Annotated in this window: 11 protein-coding genes; 2 read left to right on the forward strand and 9 right to left on the reverse strand. The window is 39.8% G+C overall.

From position 1 onward, the window contains the following. Nucleotides 1-27: 27 nt before the first annotated feature. From rsmI to DWZ33_RS13250, 5 genes are all read right to left on the reverse strand, one after another. Nucleotides 28-876 (reverse strand): 16S rRNA (cytidine(1402)-2'-O)-methyltransferase, encoded by an 849-nt coding sequence (gene rsmI, locus DWZ33_RS13230; RefSeq protein WP_022939424.1) that lies wholly within the window; start codon nucleotides 874-876, stop codon nucleotides 28-30. Further along, nucleotides 873-1,958 carry a regulatory iron-sulfur-containing complex subunit RicT gene (gene ricT / locus DWZ33_RS13235; RefSeq protein WP_118455153.1) on the reverse strand — a complete coding sequence of 362 codons (1,086 nt, stop codon included), beginning with the start codon at nucleotides 1,956-1,958 and terminating at the stop codon, nucleotides 873-875. Before ricT ends, rsmI begins: the two co-directional genes overlap by 4 nt. After that, entirely contained in the window at nucleotides 1,955-2,926 is a 972-nt protein-coding gene (locus tag DWZ33_RS13240; RefSeq protein ID WP_022939422.1) for a hypothetical protein, read from the reverse strand. Before DWZ33_RS13240 ends, ricT begins: the two co-directional genes overlap by 4 nt. Beyond that, a complete protein-coding gene (gene tmk, locus DWZ33_RS13245; RefSeq protein WP_022939421.1) occupies nucleotides 2,919-3,545 on the reverse strand; it encodes a dTMP kinase in 627 nt (208 codons plus the stop codon). The genes DWZ33_RS13240 and tmk overlap by 8 nt, the downstream gene beginning before the upstream one ends. Nucleotides 3,546-3,917: 372 nt before the next feature. After that, the gene (locus DWZ33_RS13250) at nucleotides 3,918-6,470 is read right to left on the reverse strand and encodes a winged helix-turn-helix domain-containing protein (protein ID WP_118455155.1); all 2,553 of its coding nucleotides are present in this window, start codon (nucleotides 6,468-6,470) and stop codon (nucleotides 3,918-3,920) included. Between the two features lie 144 nt (nucleotides 6,471-6,614). Here DWZ33_RS13250 and DWZ33_RS13255 point away from each other — a divergent pair, with 144 nt between their 5' ends. Both DWZ33_RS13255 and DWZ33_RS13260 read left to right on the forward strand, forming a co-directional pair. After that, nucleotides 6,615-6,908, forward strand: a complete 294-nt coding sequence (locus tag DWZ33_RS13255; protein WP_118455156.1) for a hypothetical protein — start codon at nucleotides 6,615-6,617, stop codon at nucleotides 6,906-6,908. A gap of 31 nt (nucleotides 6,909-6,939) precedes the next feature. Then, nucleotides 6,940-9,954, forward strand: a complete 3,015-nt coding sequence (locus DWZ33_RS13260; RefSeq protein WP_118455158.1) for an S-layer homology domain-containing protein — start codon at nucleotides 6,940-6,942, stop codon at nucleotides 9,952-9,954. A 58-nt stretch (nucleotides 9,955-10,012) separates the two neighbouring features. Here the strand turns inward: DWZ33_RS13260 and DWZ33_RS13265 are convergent, their stop codons facing one another. The 4 genes from DWZ33_RS13265 to DWZ33_RS13280 all read right to left on the reverse strand — a co-directional run bounded on the left by DWZ33_RS13265 (nucleotide 10,013) and on the right by DWZ33_RS13280 (nucleotide 17,297). Further along, nucleotides 10,013-12,751 (reverse strand): heavy metal translocating P-type ATPase, encoded by a 2,739-nt coding sequence (locus tag DWZ33_RS13265; protein WP_118455160.1) that lies wholly within the window; start codon nucleotides 12,749-12,751, stop codon nucleotides 10,013-10,015. Between the two features lie 13 nt (nucleotides 12,752-12,764). After that, the gene (locus DWZ33_RS13270; protein ID WP_118455162.1) at nucleotides 12,765-13,121 is read right to left on the reverse strand and encodes an ArsR/SmtB family transcription factor; all 357 of its coding nucleotides are present in this window, start codon (nucleotides 13,119-13,121) and stop codon (nucleotides 12,765-12,767) included. 230 nt (nucleotides 13,122-13,351) lie between these two features. Next, entirely contained in the window at nucleotides 13,352-13,711 is a 360-nt protein-coding gene (locus DWZ33_RS13275; protein ID WP_118455164.1) for an Hpt domain-containing protein, read from the reverse strand. Between the two features lie 4 nt (nucleotides 13,712-13,715). After that, nucleotides 13,716-17,297 carry a response regulator gene (locus DWZ33_RS13280; RefSeq protein ID WP_118455166.1) on the reverse strand — a complete coding sequence of 1,194 codons (3,582 nt, stop codon included), beginning with the start codon at nucleotides 17,295-17,297 and terminating at the stop codon, nucleotides 13,716-13,718. Nucleotides 17,298-17,299: the final 2 nt, after the last annotated feature.

Genomic DNA, 17,299 nt, shown 5'->3' on the forward strand with positions numbered 1-17,299 from the left:
ATATTACCTGTCAGCAGATTTTACAAGCTAACTGGCATGATACTCTTTATAAATCTGATTTTTTGATACACCGCGTTCTTTCGCAACCTTTTTAATCGCTTCATTGGTGCTGTATCCCTGTGAAATATATGAATTAATATGCTCATAAAGCGGCGGGAAGATTTCCGGCTGAATCGCTGTTTCCTTGCTGCCTTCCATAACAATAACCATTTCACCTTTTAAATCATCAACAATTTCAATAATTTCGGATATTCTGCCGCGGATAAATTCTTCATGTTTTTTAGTCAGCTCTCTAGCCAGACATATAAAACGATCACCAAAAACATCCAGACATGTTTCCAGCATTTTCTTAATACGATGCGGTGCTTCATAAAAAATTAAAGTTTGTCTGATACCCTTTAATTCAAGACACTCTTTACGCCGCTCATTTTCACTTGCCTTCAAAAAGCCGACAAACATATATGGCTGTGCGCAGATACCAGACGCGACTAACGCGTTTAAACCGGCACTGGCCCCTGAAATCGGCACAACATTGTAACCTGCTTCAATAACCAGCTGTACAATCACCTGGCCAGGATCAGAAACCAGCGGATAACCGGCGTCTGACACAACTGCGATATTTTTACCTTCATCAAGCAGATTAAGCAACCCCTTTGCACTCTCATGTTCATTATGTGAATGATGAGCGATGCAGCGGGTTTTAATATCAAAATGCGACAATAGCTTCATTGTATTACGAGTATCCTCTGCAGCAATAATATCTACTTCATTTAGGATTCTGATTGCTCTTGGTGTTAATTCTTCAAGATTGCCAATAGGCGTAGCTACTAAATATAAAGTCGCTTTGCCATTCTCAAAGCTTTTCTGCCTTTTCATCGTTTTGACCAATCAATTTCAGGCCATAGCTCAGAGAAGTCAAGGAATTGAACATCTTCTTTATTTTCAATTTTTACTTGCTTCAATAAGACATTTAAGCTTGTGATCCGATATCGATTTCCTTTATATTCAATCTGTGAATTCATTTTTGGCAATCCTTCACGCATTTGCTTATATTGCGAATCCTCAAACTTTAAACAGCACATTAATTTACCGCACTGACCAGACAGCTTCTGCACATTTAATGCTAAAAGCTGATTCTTAGCCATGTTAATTGATACTACATCAAAGTCATTCATAAACCGTGAACAGCAGGTTTCCATTCCGCATGCGCCTAAACCGCCGACAATCTTTGCCTTATTACGAGGTCCAATCTGTCTTAATTCAATACGGCATTTAAACTGTGTCGCAAGATCTTTAAGCAGGTCACGGAAATCAACACGATCATCCGCCACATAAACGAAAATGATTTTACTGCGATCCAGTGTATATTCCGCATCAATCAAACGCATATCTAAATTCAAACGATTAATTGCTGCCTCACAGACCTTCATAGCCTCCTTAGCCGCTTTCACATTATTCTCAATATCTTTTAAATCCTTTGGTGTAGCCTTACGCAGAATGGGTTTGATTTCCAAATCCGTCGGCACTTCACAGAAAGCACGGCTTTCTTTCACTATTTCGCCAACCTCAAGACCGCGAACCGTTTCTACGACTACAGAATCATTCACCTTAAGACTGCTGTCATTAGTACCAAAAGTATAAATCTTTTTAGACTCTTTAAAACATACAAAAGCGATATAGTCATAATGAACTGTCTTACCAGCTGGTTTATTTTCTCTAGGCCGGTTCTCCTGCTGATGAACTTCCTTTTTCACAGCTTCCTTTTTAACCGGTTCAGGATTCGTTTCATTCTTATGGCTTGTCTTTTTCGTATCTTGTGTATTCTTAGGCTGTTCAGTCTTGATACTTTCATTAACAGCTTCTTCATTCTTCTTTTTATTTTCTTTATTTTGACGATGTCGGTTGTGATTTGGACGTTTCTTATTCTCCGTCACTTTCTTTTCATTCTCTTCACTCATTGTTTCAACTCCTTCATTTTCGCAATCAGCTGATCGCATAATAAACTTAAATTAACCGAACGGCCGCATTTATCTTTTGCTTCCATACAGGCGCTTAAATAAGCAATACAATCCTTTGCATCATATGACTTCATAGCATTTAACCATGATTGACTGGTACATATTGTTTTACCCTTGATACAATCTTTAAAGAAGATACTTAATATATCTAAAAACATCATAAACTGCAGCTTATCAGAACCTTTTTTATCTTTAAACCCTTCACGCTGCAAATGAACTAACGCCTGATCCGGACTTATATGTAATTTCTGTATCGTATCCATTGCCATGATTCGTGCCTGCTGATAATTTTCATCCTCAAGCTTTAATACAATCTCTTCCCAGCATCCTGATAAATGCGAAAGCAAATAGGCATCTAATGGATCAATATTCTCTTTCATACAATATTCATAGCAAGTGCTGACATTCGCTTTGCGCAGCGGTATATTTTGACATCTTGACTGAATTGTCGGCAGCAAGCGGTCAAGCTGTTCCACAGTGAGAATCGCGAAGACATCCTGCACAGGTTCCTCAAGAAATTTCAATAAGCTGTTTAACGCATCTAAGGTTGCATTTTCAGCATAATGCAAAACATAAATTTTTTTACCTTTAGCTTCTACTGAGGTTTTATTAAACTCTTCTTGTATTCCCAATATATCCTGCTTCTTAATTGAGGTTTTCTCACCATCCACAAAGATAAAATCCGCATAATTATGTTCAGCAATTCGCTGACATGTGTTGCAGACTTCACAGGCGAAGCCTTTTTCATCACACAGCAGACTTTGTGCCAATAAAATCGCCGTTTCTTTTTTAGGTGTACCTTTTTCACCAACTAACAAGTAGGCATGGGCATAATGTTCTGAAATAAGTGCATTTTCTAATATTTTATAAGCAATTGGCTGTTCTTTACACAGACGTTCTTTAAACATTTTTAATCAGCTCCAGCACATAGTTCATGGAATCATTTAATACATGTTCAATATCTTGACTGGCATCAACGATTTTCATGCGGTGCTTATATTTCTTAAGAACTTCTTCATAGCCCTTAGAAACCAGCTTATGAAAATTAGTTGTTTCAAGATCAAGACGATCTTTAAATGCTCTTGTTTCAATCCGTTTAAGTCCTTCCTCATAGGCAAGATTCAAATAAACGGTTGCATCTGGAAAATGTCCTTCAATCGCAAATTCGTTGATGCGGAACACCTCTTCGATGCCTAAGCCTCTAGCATATCCCTGATACGCTAATGAACTATCTATAAATCGGTCACAAATCACGATCTGCCCTTTTTCAAGAGCCGGCAATACTTTCTCAATTAAATGCTGACGGCGGCTTGCGGCATAAAGCAAAGCTTCTGTTTTAGCGTCCATATTAACATTTTTTGGATCAAGGATTACACGCCGTATCTGCTCAGCGATATCAATACCGCCTGGCTCTCTTGTATAGATGGCATCATAACCTGCCGCTGTTAATCGCTTTTGTACCTCTGTACTTATTGTTGTTTTTCCGCTGCCATCCGGTCCCTCGAATGTGATAAAGTATCCCTTCATGAATCAGTATCCTCTCTTTGTTCTAAAACTTCAAAATAAGCGTTAGAGCCTATTCTGACTTATAAATTATACCACAAGTGACCTGATATAAAAAGTTAAGCTTCTTGGAATTATCAGCCGGTAATACCTTAATCAGAACAGATCGGTCATAGACATAAAAATTCAGGAATATAGACACAAGGACACATTCCTGAATTTTCAGATTATTTATTAGTTTTTCTTCTTTTCTTTTATCTTAACGTTAATTCACTTAATTTACGAATTTGTTGATTGATTATTTCAAATAAAGCACAAATAGATAAATACGGCTCGCGTATCAGCAAGACATCCTTATCAATGTGCAGCCTTTACAGGTTTTTGATAGATTGAAAATTACTCGATGATTCCTAATTCCTTTGCTTTTAGTATCGCATCCATTGCATTATTCACTTCTAATTTTTTATATGCCAGAGAAGTATGTGATTTAATGGTAGGAATGCTTAAACCTGTCATTTCAGCAATTTCGGCATTCTTATAACCCTGAGAAAGAAGTTCCAGCATGTAAGTCTGCTGCTTTGACAACTTAACTGGTTTATCCTGCTTTTTATCTGAGTGACTTATATATCCCACATGTTTATTACCAAAGCTATATGCCGCTAACAGAATATCATTAACATAGGCTCGAGTAAGCGGGCCTGTATACTCCTTCTCAGCAATTCTTAACAAAATTCTTTTCAGCACAGGAACAATGGCTTTACCTTCATCGGCAACCACTCGAATAAATCCATAAGGCTGCAGAATCTCAAGTGTTTCAATCAGTTCGACTTCTGCTTCTTTTTTTCGATTCATCATCCAGTAAAGCACTGAAAGGATTGCACCTGCTTCACATCTGTCCAAGGGGCGATTCAGATTGCTTCCAAATGAACGAAGCAGATGCAGATAATGCAAAGCCTTTTCCATATTGCCTAAAGCTGCATAGGCTCGTGCCGTGGTGAAATGTTGGAAAGAACGGAAAAATTCAATATGATCAATATCCGTTACATAGTAACAATCAATCCATTCACGCGCTGCGGATTTGTCACCATTAAACAGTGCCCATTTTGTATGATAGGCATTTAAGTTAGGTCTAAAATATTGAGCAGACTCATTAATATATGAAGATAAGCTTTCCATTGCTTTTCCAGCTTCACTGTATAAACCTAATTGCCAGAGAATACTATGCTGAAGCACCATTACACAGATGCGGCCATCTGGCTTATTTTCCGCTTTAATCATATTCAAAACCTCAGTATTCTGTTTCAACGCGGTTTCAAGCTCATTCTTCTCATAAGTGAAAGATGCCAGAATACCTGGCCGCAGATATTCCCATTCCTTCCCTAATAACGGTGCATAAGTTGTATCAATTTTATCCAGTATTTTTGGATTTAAAGCAATTTCAGAGTAGTCTCGATTACTGCGGTGCATATATGGAAGATTATGAGTAAAAGAAGCAATGCTTGTAGCAAGCCCTGCTTGAGTATAGTTTTTCAGCACACCGCGAAACAGATAAAACAAAGTGACCTGAGTTTTCAATGATCTCCGATAATCCACATGAAAAGCCAACATTGCAAATTCTACAAATTCATTCCCTGCCTTAGCGATGCGGGGTAAGTTCAAAAGTATAGCATCCATATGCTTAGCATATTCTTCATAACGGCTTGTCAAATAGTAATACCAAGCATATAAGACATGCAGAACTGGTGCTTCTTTAGCGGCTCTTTCGGGCAGCGGGTTAGCAAAAAAGCTATGCAGAAAATCCGCATAATCAGCAACGCCATTTTTATTTCCCCGAAACAGAAAAAGAAATAGAAAATTATCTGTTCCTTTGTAGTCACCGCTCATCAGCCAGAAACGCAGAGCCTTTGAATAGTCTTCATGGTCTTTGTAATAACGAGCTGCGATTTTATATAGTGATGCAATATCAGCACCTGATTCATTCAGCTGTTTTTGAAGAAATTCCTGAAACAGATGATGATAACGATAGACATCTCCATGAAGCCTGCTTAAAAAGGAATTAGAACGGCTTAAATCTTCCATTACTTCAGCAGCATCGCATCTGCCGGATAAAGCCGCGGCCAATTCTGCATTAAATTCACTGGCAATTGATGTACGCATACAGAAATCTCGCAGCTTACTATCCCAAGCATTCCATGCTAAGTCCTTAAAAAAATGAGCAAAATCATCCCCGCTGCCATCAGCAATCTTTCCGGAAAGCGCGATGGCATTAACACCTATGGCCCAGCCATCGGTTGCCATATAAATGAATTTAGTTTCATCAGGAGTGAGAAAGTGACCTAGTTTATTCAAATATTGGCGAATTTCTGTCTCTGTAAACCTAAGTGATTCACGGCGTATAACATTCCTCTTTTTATCTTTGATGAAAGGCTCAAGTTCAACAGGAACATCGCCTCTCGATAAGATAAAGACAGTGAAGGTATGAGGCAGCCGACGTAAAATGATTGGCAGCGATTTTATAATTTCATTATTCGTAATCAAATGAAAATCATCAAGTACAATGACATATCTTTCCGTTTCTGGACGTAATTCGCTGAGCAATTCCACAGTATGTTCAACCGGTGTCGCAGAAAAAGCAATATCTGTGAGAATACGTCCCATATTTTCATTATCAGGCTGAAGAGAATATAAACCTGTAGCCAGCAATTTATAAAATACAGAGGGTGAATTATCATAATGATCCAGTCCTATCCATACAGGGATTCGCTTGTTTTTATTCAGCCATAATAATGTAGTCACAGTCTTGCCACTGCCGCCTTGGGCAGAAACAAAAACAAAACCATCCATTGCTGCTTCATCAAAACGTGTTAATAGACTTTTACGTGGAGCACAAATTTCAGGAAGCTGAGCAGGAACAAATTTATCACTTAAAAAAATGGGTTTCTCTTTCATATGATCATCGCCTCACTTAAATATTAAACATTCTTTATCGTTTCATTATAACATAATTTAAAATAATGCTGCTAAAACCTCATACCGTATGATTTTATTTTTTATAGCCCTGTGCTATGCTTTGGTCATAAAGGTGGTGAGGTTATGGCAATTGAGGACAGGATGTATGATTTTTCCGTAAGGATTGCTGAAATTGTCCGCTATTTAAAGGAAAACGACAGTGGTTTTCCGCTTTGTGATAAACTGCTGGACTGTGTTATCGGTGCCGGTATCTTTATCCAAAAAGATAATTATCAAGAAGCAGCTGATAATTTACAACAGATAAGCTACATTCTGGAAATGGCGGTTAAATCTGGATATCTCACTGAACGGCAGAGCCTGCCTATTCTAAATGATTGCCATGAACTTCTGACGGCAGTCACCGATGCAAAGCAGTAAAAATTTAAAAGGTAAATAAGGAGGAAACTATATGAAACGAAAAAGAATAAGGGCATTGCTTTTATCAACAGCACTTGTGATTACACAGCTGCCAATGGTGATAATGGCAGATGATTTTGAGACAGAGAACACCCTTGTCAAATCCATCACTGATTGGACGTTTATAAATGGTGAACAACTGAATAATGGTAATCTTAATCTTGATAACATAAGCAAAGAAAATCAGTTCAGCTTCGATGAGGTAGTTGCTATGCTGCCCACTGCAATCAATGCTTATATTGAGGATGAAATATCCCCAAGCATCATCGACATCGTTGGCTGGAGCTGTGAACCATTCATTCAGGATGCAGAGGACAACTCATTGTTCGGTGATTATACCTTTGTGGCGGAACTGGCAAGCGGATATACACTCGCTTCAGAAGCGTCAGCAATTGAAGTCAGGGTACTGCTTAGTGGTACGAATACTTATACGGAAAATAATTACATCGAACAGGGCGGAATCAAAATCATATACGACAACGGCGGCAAGGTGGAATATACGGAGGGCAGCGGCTTTACGCTGACTAAGGATGGCAGCTACATCATTTCTGGTACATGGAACGGGACGCTGAACGCAAATTATTCCAACCCAGAAGCTGTGATTACAGTAGAAGCCGATGTGACCGCAGACATTACATTTTCTAGTGTGGACATTAACGTGAGCGGCACGAAAGGCGCTTGCGCCTTTGCTATCACACCAGAAGGCGAGGCAAATATAACGCTAGCGGACGGCTCAGAGAACACCCTGAAAAGCGGTAAATACCACGCCGGATTGGAGGCTCCGGAAGGCTCCACACTAAATATAGATGGTTCCGGCATACTGGAAGCCACGGGCATTGGCGGCGCCGGCATCGGTGGCGGCATCGGCGGAGGCGGTGGCAAGATTACCATCAATGGCGGCATGGTCAAAGCTACGGGCAGCGATGACAGCGGTGCCGGTATCGGCGGCGGTGGCATCAGCTATGATGCCGGCGACGGCGGCGAGATTACCATTCAGGGCAGCGCACAGGTCACGGCCACGGGTTACGGCGGCGCCGGTATCGGCGGCGGATTCGGCGAGGACAACGGCGGTGACGGCGGCAAGATTACCATTCAGGGCAGCGCACAGGTCACGGCCACGAGTTACAGCGGCGCGGGTATCGGCGGCGGCATCGGCAATGGCAGCGGCGGCAACGGCGGCGAGATTACCATCAGCAGCGGAACGGTAATAGCTAAAAGCACAATCGGCGCGGGCATCGGCGGAGGCGTTGGCTACACCTTCAAAAATGGCAACGGCGGCGAGATCACCATCAGCGGCGGAACGGTAATAGCTGAAAGCACAGACGGCGCGGGCATCGGCGGCGCGGGCATCGATCAGCGCCAACAAAACGGCGGTAACGGCGGCAATGTGAAAATCTCCGGTGTGGACACCAGTATCAAGACAAAAAGCGAAAACAGCTACGATGTAGGCGGCGGCCACGGCCGCTTTAGTTTTGGCACCGGCGGCAGTCTGTCAGTCACGGACGGGGCCACACTGATAATGAAAAATAACGGCACCAATGTCTCTAACCCAATCTACCAAAACTGTACTATTATTGACAAAAACGGAAACCGTACAGAATATGACAGCAATGGTAATATAATACCAACTTCTTCAAGTGGATCATATACACCTTCGATACCTAAGGATAGCTATAAAATTTCTGGAAACAGCATCAATCAGTCAATCACTCGTACTAACCTTAGAAGGCTTGCGAATGCTGGTATGGGCTTGACGCTTGAATCTGACATGGTAGTTATGAGCTTTGATCCGGCTGCGCTGAAAGCCATTCTGGCAAATACAACAGGCAGCAAGGTGACATTTACAGCCATGCCTGCAGATTTAAGTAAATCCCCTGAGATAAAGACAATCATCGATTCACATTCTGCTTATGATTTTTCTATCACATATAAAAACAATAAGGGCGTTAATGTACCGGTAAATGCAGAGTTCCCGGCTGGCTCGGCTGCGATTCAGCTTAACTATACGCCTTTAGAAAATGAATCACTTGGCAGACTATTTATGGTTTATATAGACGATAAGAGTATCGAATGGCTGAATCATTCCAGTTATCATAATGGTTTCATGATGGCAGGTGTCGATCACTTCTCAACCTATGCCGTAGCTTATAAAATATCAACACCAACCTATACGGATATCACTGATCATTGGGCAAAGAATGATATTGAATTCGCGGCTGCAAGAGATTTGTTTACAGTAAGCAAAACCAATGAATTTTCCCCAAACGGTTTGACATATGCCGAATTTATCACCGCATTGGGTAAACTTGCCGGTATTCAATTTGAAGCATCTATGACAGATATCAAAGCTGATGCTGCTTATGCGCCTTACATTGATTGGGCTATACAAGAAAACATCATTCCAAACAGGTACGAATTATTTAATCTCAACGCGCCTATCACACGTGAACAAATGGCTGATGTGATGATGAATTACGCAAAACAGATAGGCTATATAATTCCTGATACACTTGTTTCAATGCCATTCACAGACAAGAATCTAATCAGCAAAGAATCAGAAAAAGCTGTAACGGCATTGTATCAAGCAGGTATTATCAAGGGAAAAGACGGCAATCGATTTGATCCATTAGCTTACGTTAATCGTGCAGAGGGTTCAGCAATGCTGCATCGCTTTGTGGAAATAATGATAGATCCTGATACAGCAAATGGCTGGGTAAGAAATGATTCAGGTCATTGGCTTTATTACCAAGCAGGCAATATTCTTACAGGATGGCAGACTATTGATAATCTGACCTATTATTTTAACAGCTATGGTGAGATGCATGAAGGCTGGAAACTAGATTCAGAAAATGAAAAATGGTATTTCTGGACAAATGACGGAGCTGTAATTGGCTGGAAGTTTATTTATGGTAAGTGGTATTTCTTCTATGAGGATGGCAGTATGGCAGCTAATACAATCATTGAAGGTTATCAGCTAGGCAGTGAAGGCTCGATCATATATAACTAATAAAAAGCAAGGTAATCGTGTATATATTACACAATACCTTGCTTTCTTTAGGTTTATTTTATTTAAGAATCCGCATTGAGTTAAGAATCGCAAGCACTGCCACTCCAACATCCGCAAAGACACCCATCCACATATCAGCATAACCAAATGCACCTAGAATTAAGATTATAAACTTAACTGCCAATACGAAGGCAATATTCTGATTCATAATCTTCTGTGTTTTCTTTGCGACACGAATAGCATCACCAATCGCATCAATATTATCTTTCATTAATACGATATCAGCGGCTTCAATCGCGGCTTCACTGCCGATACCGCCCATTGCGATACCTAAATCACAGCGAGCCAGTACCGGTGCATCATTGATGCCGTCACCGACAAAAGCAACCTTGCCATTTTTGCCGTTTGATAATATTTTTTCGATTTCATTAACTTTGTCTGTTGGCAGAAGCTGCGCATGAACCTCGTCGATGCCTACCTGTTCAGCAACATGAGAAGCTGTTTTCTCACGGTCACCCGTCAGCATGACCGTCTTTTTAATTCCTAAATGTTTAAGTTCAGCTAAGGCATTCTTGGTAGATGGCTTGATTGTATCTGCAATTACCAAATAACCAAGATATTGATTATCCTTCGCTACATAAACTAAAGTACCGTCAGCATCGACCGTTGGAGCCTGAATATTAAACTTATTCATCAGCTTTATATTACCGGCATAGATACGCTCGCCATTCACAACTACACTGACACCATGTCCGGCAATTTCCTCTACATCACTGATTTCAGCTTTATCAATCGCTTTTCCATAACGTTTCACGATTGACTGCGCGATAGGATGCGTAGAATAGCTTTCCGCATAAGCGGCATAGCGCAGCAGAGCATCTTCATCATTGCCATTAATTTCAGTCACTGAGAATGTGCCGGTTGTTAATGTACCGGTCTTATCAAATACGATTGTATCTAAATCTTTTAATACTTCCAGATAATTGCCGCCTTTAATCAGCACACCTTTTTTGCTGGCAGCACCGATACCCGCGAAATAACCAAGAGGTACAGATAATACAAGAGCACATGGGCATGAGATGACTAAGAAAGTACATGCACGGCTGATCCATTCAGTCCATTCATAGCCAGTATTAAAGAATTGAGGAATAATCGCGATAGCCAATGCCAAGCCGCAGACAATTGGTGTATAAATCCGCGCAAAGCTTGTGATTTTCTGTTCAGTAACAGCTTTTTTACTTGAGGCATTTTCCACAAGCTCAAGGATTCTTGATACCGTTGATTCACCATAAGGCTTACTTACTTTAATCTGAAGAACACTGTTTAGATTTACACAGCCAGCCATAACTTCATTACCTTCTTCAACCTCAGCCGGCATACTTTCACCAGTTAGCGCTGATGTATCCACTGAACCGCTGCCATTCACAATAACGCCGTCAAGCGGAATTCTTTCACCTGGTTTCACAAGAATCAAATCATTAACTTTTACTGTATCAGGATGCACATCTATTTCTTTGCCGTCTTTAATGCAGTGGGCAATCTCACTTTTAATATTCATCAGATTAGCAATTGATTCCCTTGACTTGCCTACTGAGAAGCTTTGGAACATTTCACCAACCTCATAGAAAATCAAAACTGCAATAGCTTCTTTATAGTCCCCGATTGCTAATGCACCGATAGTCGCAATACCCATCAGGAAATTTTCATCAAAAATCTCTCCGCGCCGAATATTTTTAATTGCTTTCTTTAAAACCTTCCAGCCGGTAATCAGATACGCTGTCAAATAGAATACAAGTGACAGTACATTATTCTCTCTGAAAACAATACCTAGAATCAGCAGGATGGCACCGATCACAATTGGAACTAGCTGCTGCTTCACACCATCACTGGCTTTCTTAACCGACTTTGTTTCAGTTTCTTCAATGACCACTTCATCTTCCATTGATAATATGGTTTTCTTCATGAGTTCCTTAACTTGCTTTTCATCATAGCCTTCCTGAATATCAAACAGCAAGGCGCCGGTTGTGAAATTCAATGAAGCTTGTTTAATACCATCAAGAGTATTAAGTTTATCCTCAATCTTTAATGCACAATTAGCACAGTCAAGACCGCTGATATTCCATTTATGCTTACCGCTTTGAACACGTTCTGACACTGCTTCATGATCATGGCCGCAGCTGCATTCATGATCGTGATGATGGTGACTATTCTTTTTGATAACTTCAACCTCATCCTCAAGCTCAGTAATCGTATCTATAACATGTTTTTCTGCCGCTTCAGAAAATTCCTTGTATTTAACCACACATTTTAATGTAGCAAAATCTACCGCCGCCGTTTCAACTTCAGACAGCTTGTTCAATTGGCTTTCAATCTTGATTGCACAGTTCGCGCAATCAAGACCTTTTAATAAATAATGTGCTTCATGCTGCTTTTCATGATGATGCTCATGACCGCAATTACAGCCATCCTCATGATGATGTTCCTCATGGTCATGGTGATCATGATGGTGTTCCTTATGATCATGACCGCAGCTGCATTCACCTTCATGATGATGCTCCTCATGCTTATGCGAAGCATTCTTTTTTATTACCGTTACCTCATCTTCGGTATCAATAATGCATTGAATAACCTTTTGTTCAATCTCCTCTGAATAAGTCTTATAATTAATAACACACTTCAGGGTAGCAAAATCTACAACCGCTGTTTCAATTTCCGGTAATTTATTAAGCTGCTTCTCAATCTTCATCGCACAGTTTGCACAATCAAGACCTTTAAGTAAATATTTAACCTCATTCATTTCACTAAACCTCCTATTCTTCAATTACGTGCTTATAACCAGCATCGAATATATTCTTAATATGCTCATCATCCAACGAATAATAGATGACCTTACCATCTCTGCGGAATTTTACTAAACGCGCCTGTTTCAGCGTTCTAAGCTGATGGGAAATCGCTGATTGAGAAACATTCAGCAGCACTGATAAATCTCCGACACATAATTCCTTTTCAAATAATGCACAAATAATTTTGATTCTTGTTGAATCTCCGAAAACCTTAAATAATTCAGCTAGATCATATAAAATCTCATCTGCAGGAAGTTCTGCTTTTACCTTATCAATAATTTCTTGATGGATCACACCAGATCCTTGTTCTAATTCATCTGTCATAGTTTCACCTCAATATATGAACATCTGTTCATATGACAATATAATAATAAAATAGGTTATAGGTATTGTCAATACCAAAAATGAAAAAATGCTGCCATTACAGCAACATTAATTGAATTTATAATGAAAAATAGGCATTATAACCTCAATAAATAAAACCGCCCATGGCATCATCCATCCACAGGCGGTTATTTAAGCATTTTAATTCAGCAATAACTACTGATTCAGTTTTACATCTCCAACAAATGACTAAGCTCCTGAACTCTTTCATATTCTTTTTCAATATCACTCAGCATCGCGTTATAATCTGCATCCACACGTTTAACCCGCAGTGGTTCTACAATGACACAAACTGCATTATACATCGGTGTCAGCCCCATATTGGCTACAACACCCTTTAATGTATGAGCAGCCTCAAAAGCCTTTTCTAAATCACCGCTTTGTATAGCATCATTTAACTTTTTTAAATTATCATCTTTAAAAAGCATATTTAAAAATTTCCGATACATCGATTCATTATTCATGAAACGAGGCATTGTTGAATTATAGTCACCGCCATAATTTTCGAATATTTCCTTAAAATCTTCCATCAGCTTAAGCCTCCTTGCCGAAAATGAAATCATAAAGTGTTTGATATAAGCGTTCAGGCTCAATTGGCTTCGCAAGATGAGCATTCATCCCCGCCGCTTTGCTTTTCTCAATATCATCATCAAATGCATTTGCCGTCATAGCAATGATTGGTATTGAAGATGCGTCCTGATTACTTAAATGACGAATATTCATTGATGCACTTAAACCATCCATCAACGGCATACGAATATCCATCAGAATTGCATCATAATATCCAGCCTCTGATTTACTGAATTTCTCCATCGCCCGCAGCCCATTTTCAGCTGTTTCAACCATAAATCCCTTGTCTTCAAGCAGCATAACAGCTACCTCAGTATTAATTACATTATCCTCTACAAGCAGCACCCGCTTGCCTGTGAAATCATAATCCTGAGTGGCTGACGATGTTTCTTTTTCTTCTTTTTCACCTAATACTCTTGAGAAAGCTGAAATCAATGAAGATTTAAACATCGGCTTACTCATTAATAGATTTACGCCTGCCAGCTTCGCTTCATGCTCAATAGCAATCCAATCATAAGCTGTCATAATAATAATCGTTACGTCCGGGCCAACGATTTCACGTATTCTTCTGGCGGTTTCAATGCCATCCATTTCCGGCATTTTCCAGTCGATAAGAATCATTTCATAATATTTACTGCTGCCCCAAAGATGCTTTACCCGATCAATTGCTTTCCGGCCGCTGTCTACCCATTCAGCCTTGATGCCAATTTCTTCAAGTGTCATTACCGCACTTTCACAAACCGCCACATCATCATCTACGACTAATGTTTTCAAATGTGAGAAGTTGTAATGAATCTTCTTTTGATTATGACGAAGCTTCTCTTCTTCAGTAATTCCTAATTTCACATCTACAATGAATTCTGAACCAATACCTCTGATTGAACGGGCAGTAATTTTACCATCCATCATATCAACGATATTCTTAGAAATTGCAAGACCAAGACCAGTACCGCCGTAAAGTGCGGTTGTACCGGTGCTTTCCTGAGCAAATGGTTCAAAAATATGCGGCAGGAAGCTTTCATCCATACCCACACCGGTATCATTCACAATGAATCGCAGCACGGCATCATTCTTCGTTTTACGATGCTGAGCTGCTGAGAAGGTAACCTTGCCTCCCTCATTGGTAAACTTAATCGCATTACTTAAAATATTGATTAAAACCTGCTGAAGCTTCATTGCATCACCCATGTAATAATCATCAAGCGTTGGATCAACGATGCATTCATAGTCAACACCCTTAGCTGCTGCCTGTGCATAACAAATTGAATTGATACCATTTAAGAATTCTTCTGTTGGTATCTTTTCATTTTTAAGCAGCATCTTTCCGCTTTCGATACGGCTCATATCTAAAATATCATTAATCAGTGATAATAAGAAGCGGGAAGAAATACCAATTTTAGAAATACAGTCCTGAACCTGCTCATCATCACCAATCGAACGAGCCGCGATGGTGCTCATGCCAATGATTGCATTCATCGGTGTTCTAATTTCATGAGACATGCGTGAAAGGAAGTCCGTCTTAGCAGCGTTAGCCTGTTCAGCCGCTACCAATGCAGCTGCTAATTCAGCTTTCTGCTTCTGTTCCTTACGCACCACATCGGTAACATCCGTTCTTGCCATGCAGACACGGCCAAGCTCTTTATTAATATAAAACACTTGGAAACGTTTCACTAAAGGGATATTTTCTTTATTGTTCATTTCAACAACGAAGGTATAGACATCCTGCTTTTCCAGCTGAGTTTTCATATACTCAAAATCAAGCTTTTCAAGATATTCCTGACTTGCTTTCTCATTCATGCAGCGCTTTGCTAAATCATGAATATTTTTTTGAAAATCACCCTCAGGCTGCAGCATATTTTCAGGCTTATTGGTGAATGAAACCATCTGATAAGTACCCTGAATAATATCAATATCCACAATCACATCATAATCTAAATCTGCAATCCGCTTAAGCAGCTGCTCCTGAAGCTTTTGTTTCGTTGTATCAAATGTATAGAAGAATATAATCAAATCATCAGTTTCCGGATTCAGATAAGTTCTTAAATTGGTACTGACCCAAAAAGTAGATCCATCATTGCGCCGGCGCAGATATTCAAGCCGGTAATTCACTTTGCCATTTTGATAATCCGCGAGAACCTTCTGACGATTTAATGTCTTTCGAATATGATCACCGGCAATCATATCAACAGCAGAAGCCGCCAGACTCTCAATCGTTTGATCATATGTATCCCCAACATGCGCCACGGTAACTTCAGATGCGCCAAGATAATTTTCAATAATATTTTTAGTTACATTCATTCGTCCCTGAAGCGTTCCGCCTACCGAAGACAGCTCAGTGAAATAAGCCAGTTCTTCTTCATAAAGATCTCTAACTCTGGACTGTACTTTCTTTTCATCGGTAATGTCGACAAATACACAATAGAAACATGGTTCATCTCCCTCAATAAAAAGCTGAGCTTTAATTGAAATCCATTTAATTGAACCATCTTTACAAATCAGACGATTTTCATTATGTATCGTATTCCCTTGGGCAAGCTGTTCATTTAATATATTCTTCATCACTTTATAATCATCAGGATAGATAACTGCCGACATTTTATTGCCCATCGCTTTAAATTCTTCACGGGTATAGCCAAGAAAGTCAAAAAGACCGTCATTGGCATCAATTACGGAATAATCATCATCAAAGCGGCAGCGAAAAACAGCTCCCGGTATATTATTATAAAGATTTAAAATCTCTGCCTGTGCTCTTTTCTGTTCACTGATATCGATGCACACGGATACGATTGCATCTTTGCCATTTTCGGCTTTCATTTTACGGCCGGTATCATGAACCCAAATATATGAGCCATCTTTTTTACGCATCCGATACTCTACTATATATTCATCCTTATAAGCTAATTGTTCACTTACTTCCTGATCCACTCGCTGCTGATCATCCGGATGCATACAATTAATAATTAAGCCCTTAATATCCTCTACAAACTCGGCTTCATTCGCATAACCTAAATAGTTCAGCATCCATTGATTAACAAAATAATATGGAAAATCAGGCTCAATATAGCCGCCCATCATGCCGCCGGCAATTGCATCATTAAGCAGTTCCTGACGTTGTTTCATCACATTCTCAATTACGATGGTATTCGGATAATGTTCATCCTGCTGCTGGGTTACACTTGGTTCTGAGAAATGAAGATTACAGATCAGCCATTCCTCATTATCTTTACGCATCACAAAAAAGCCGTTCAGATGCCACGCATAAACTGAATTTTTAAGAGTAAACTGTGCAGAAAGCGTATAAACCGTATCACTTAACTGCCGATCATAAATAAATTCCAGCTTAACATGAAATGGCTCACTGATTTCCTTAATATCCTCAAGGATATAATTCATCATTTCGTCTTTGCCATTTGCGAATTCTTTTTCACTTGTACCGATAAACTGTACATCTTCACATAAATAATTAGCTGCCTGCTTTAGATCGCGCTCCTGAAACCAGGTGATACAAAAATTTACAGCTGTTTGCTTGGCATCGACATTTCTCATTC

This window comes from Dielma fastidiosa, from assembly GCF_003475485.1.
Lineage (GTDB): Bacteria > Bacillota_I > Bacilli_A > Erysipelotrichales > Erysipelotrichaceae > Dielma > Dielma fastidiosa.

Excerpts from the sequence above, each read along its gene's own strand:
- rsmI (WP_022939424.1), bottom strand. The coding sequence starts at position 876 with ATGAAAAGGCAGAAAAGCTTTGAGAATGGCAAAGCGACTTTATATTTA.
- ricT (WP_118455153.1), bottom strand. The coding sequence starts at position 1,958 with ATGAGTGAAGAGAATGAAAAGAAAGTGACGGAGAATAAGAAACGTCCA.
- DWZ33_RS13240 (WP_022939422.1), bottom strand. The coding sequence starts at position 2,926 with ATGTTTAAAGAACGTCTGTGTAAAGAACAGCCAATTGCTTATAAAATA.
- tmk (WP_022939421.1), bottom strand. The coding sequence starts at position 3,545 with ATGAAGGGATACTTTATCACATTCGAGGGACCGGATGGCAGCGGAAAA.
- DWZ33_RS13250 (WP_118455155.1), bottom strand. The coding sequence starts at position 6,470 with ATGAAAGAGAAACCCATTTTTTTAAGTGATAAATTTGTTCCTGCTCAG.
- DWZ33_RS13255 (WP_118455156.1), top strand. The coding sequence starts at position 6,615 with ATGGCAATTGAGGACAGGATGTATGATTTTTCCGTAAGGATTGCTGAA.
- DWZ33_RS13260 (WP_118455158.1), top strand. The coding sequence starts at position 6,940 with ATGAAACGAAAAAGAATAAGGGCATTGCTTTTATCAACAGCACTTGTG.
- DWZ33_RS13265 (WP_118455160.1), bottom strand. The coding sequence starts at position 12,751 with ATGAATGAGGTTAAATATTTACTTAAAGGTCTTGATTGTGCAAACTGT.
- DWZ33_RS13270 (WP_118455162.1), bottom strand. The coding sequence starts at position 13,121 with ATGACAGATGAATTAGAACAAGGATCTGGTGTGATCCATCAAGAAATT.
- DWZ33_RS13275 (WP_118455164.1), bottom strand. The coding sequence starts at position 13,711 with ATGGAAGATTTTAAGGAAATATTCGAAAATTATGGCGGTGACTATAAT.
- DWZ33_RS13280 (WP_118455166.1), bottom strand. The coding sequence starts at position 17,297 with ATGAGAAATGTCGATGCCAAGCAAACAGCTGTAAATTTTTGTATCACC.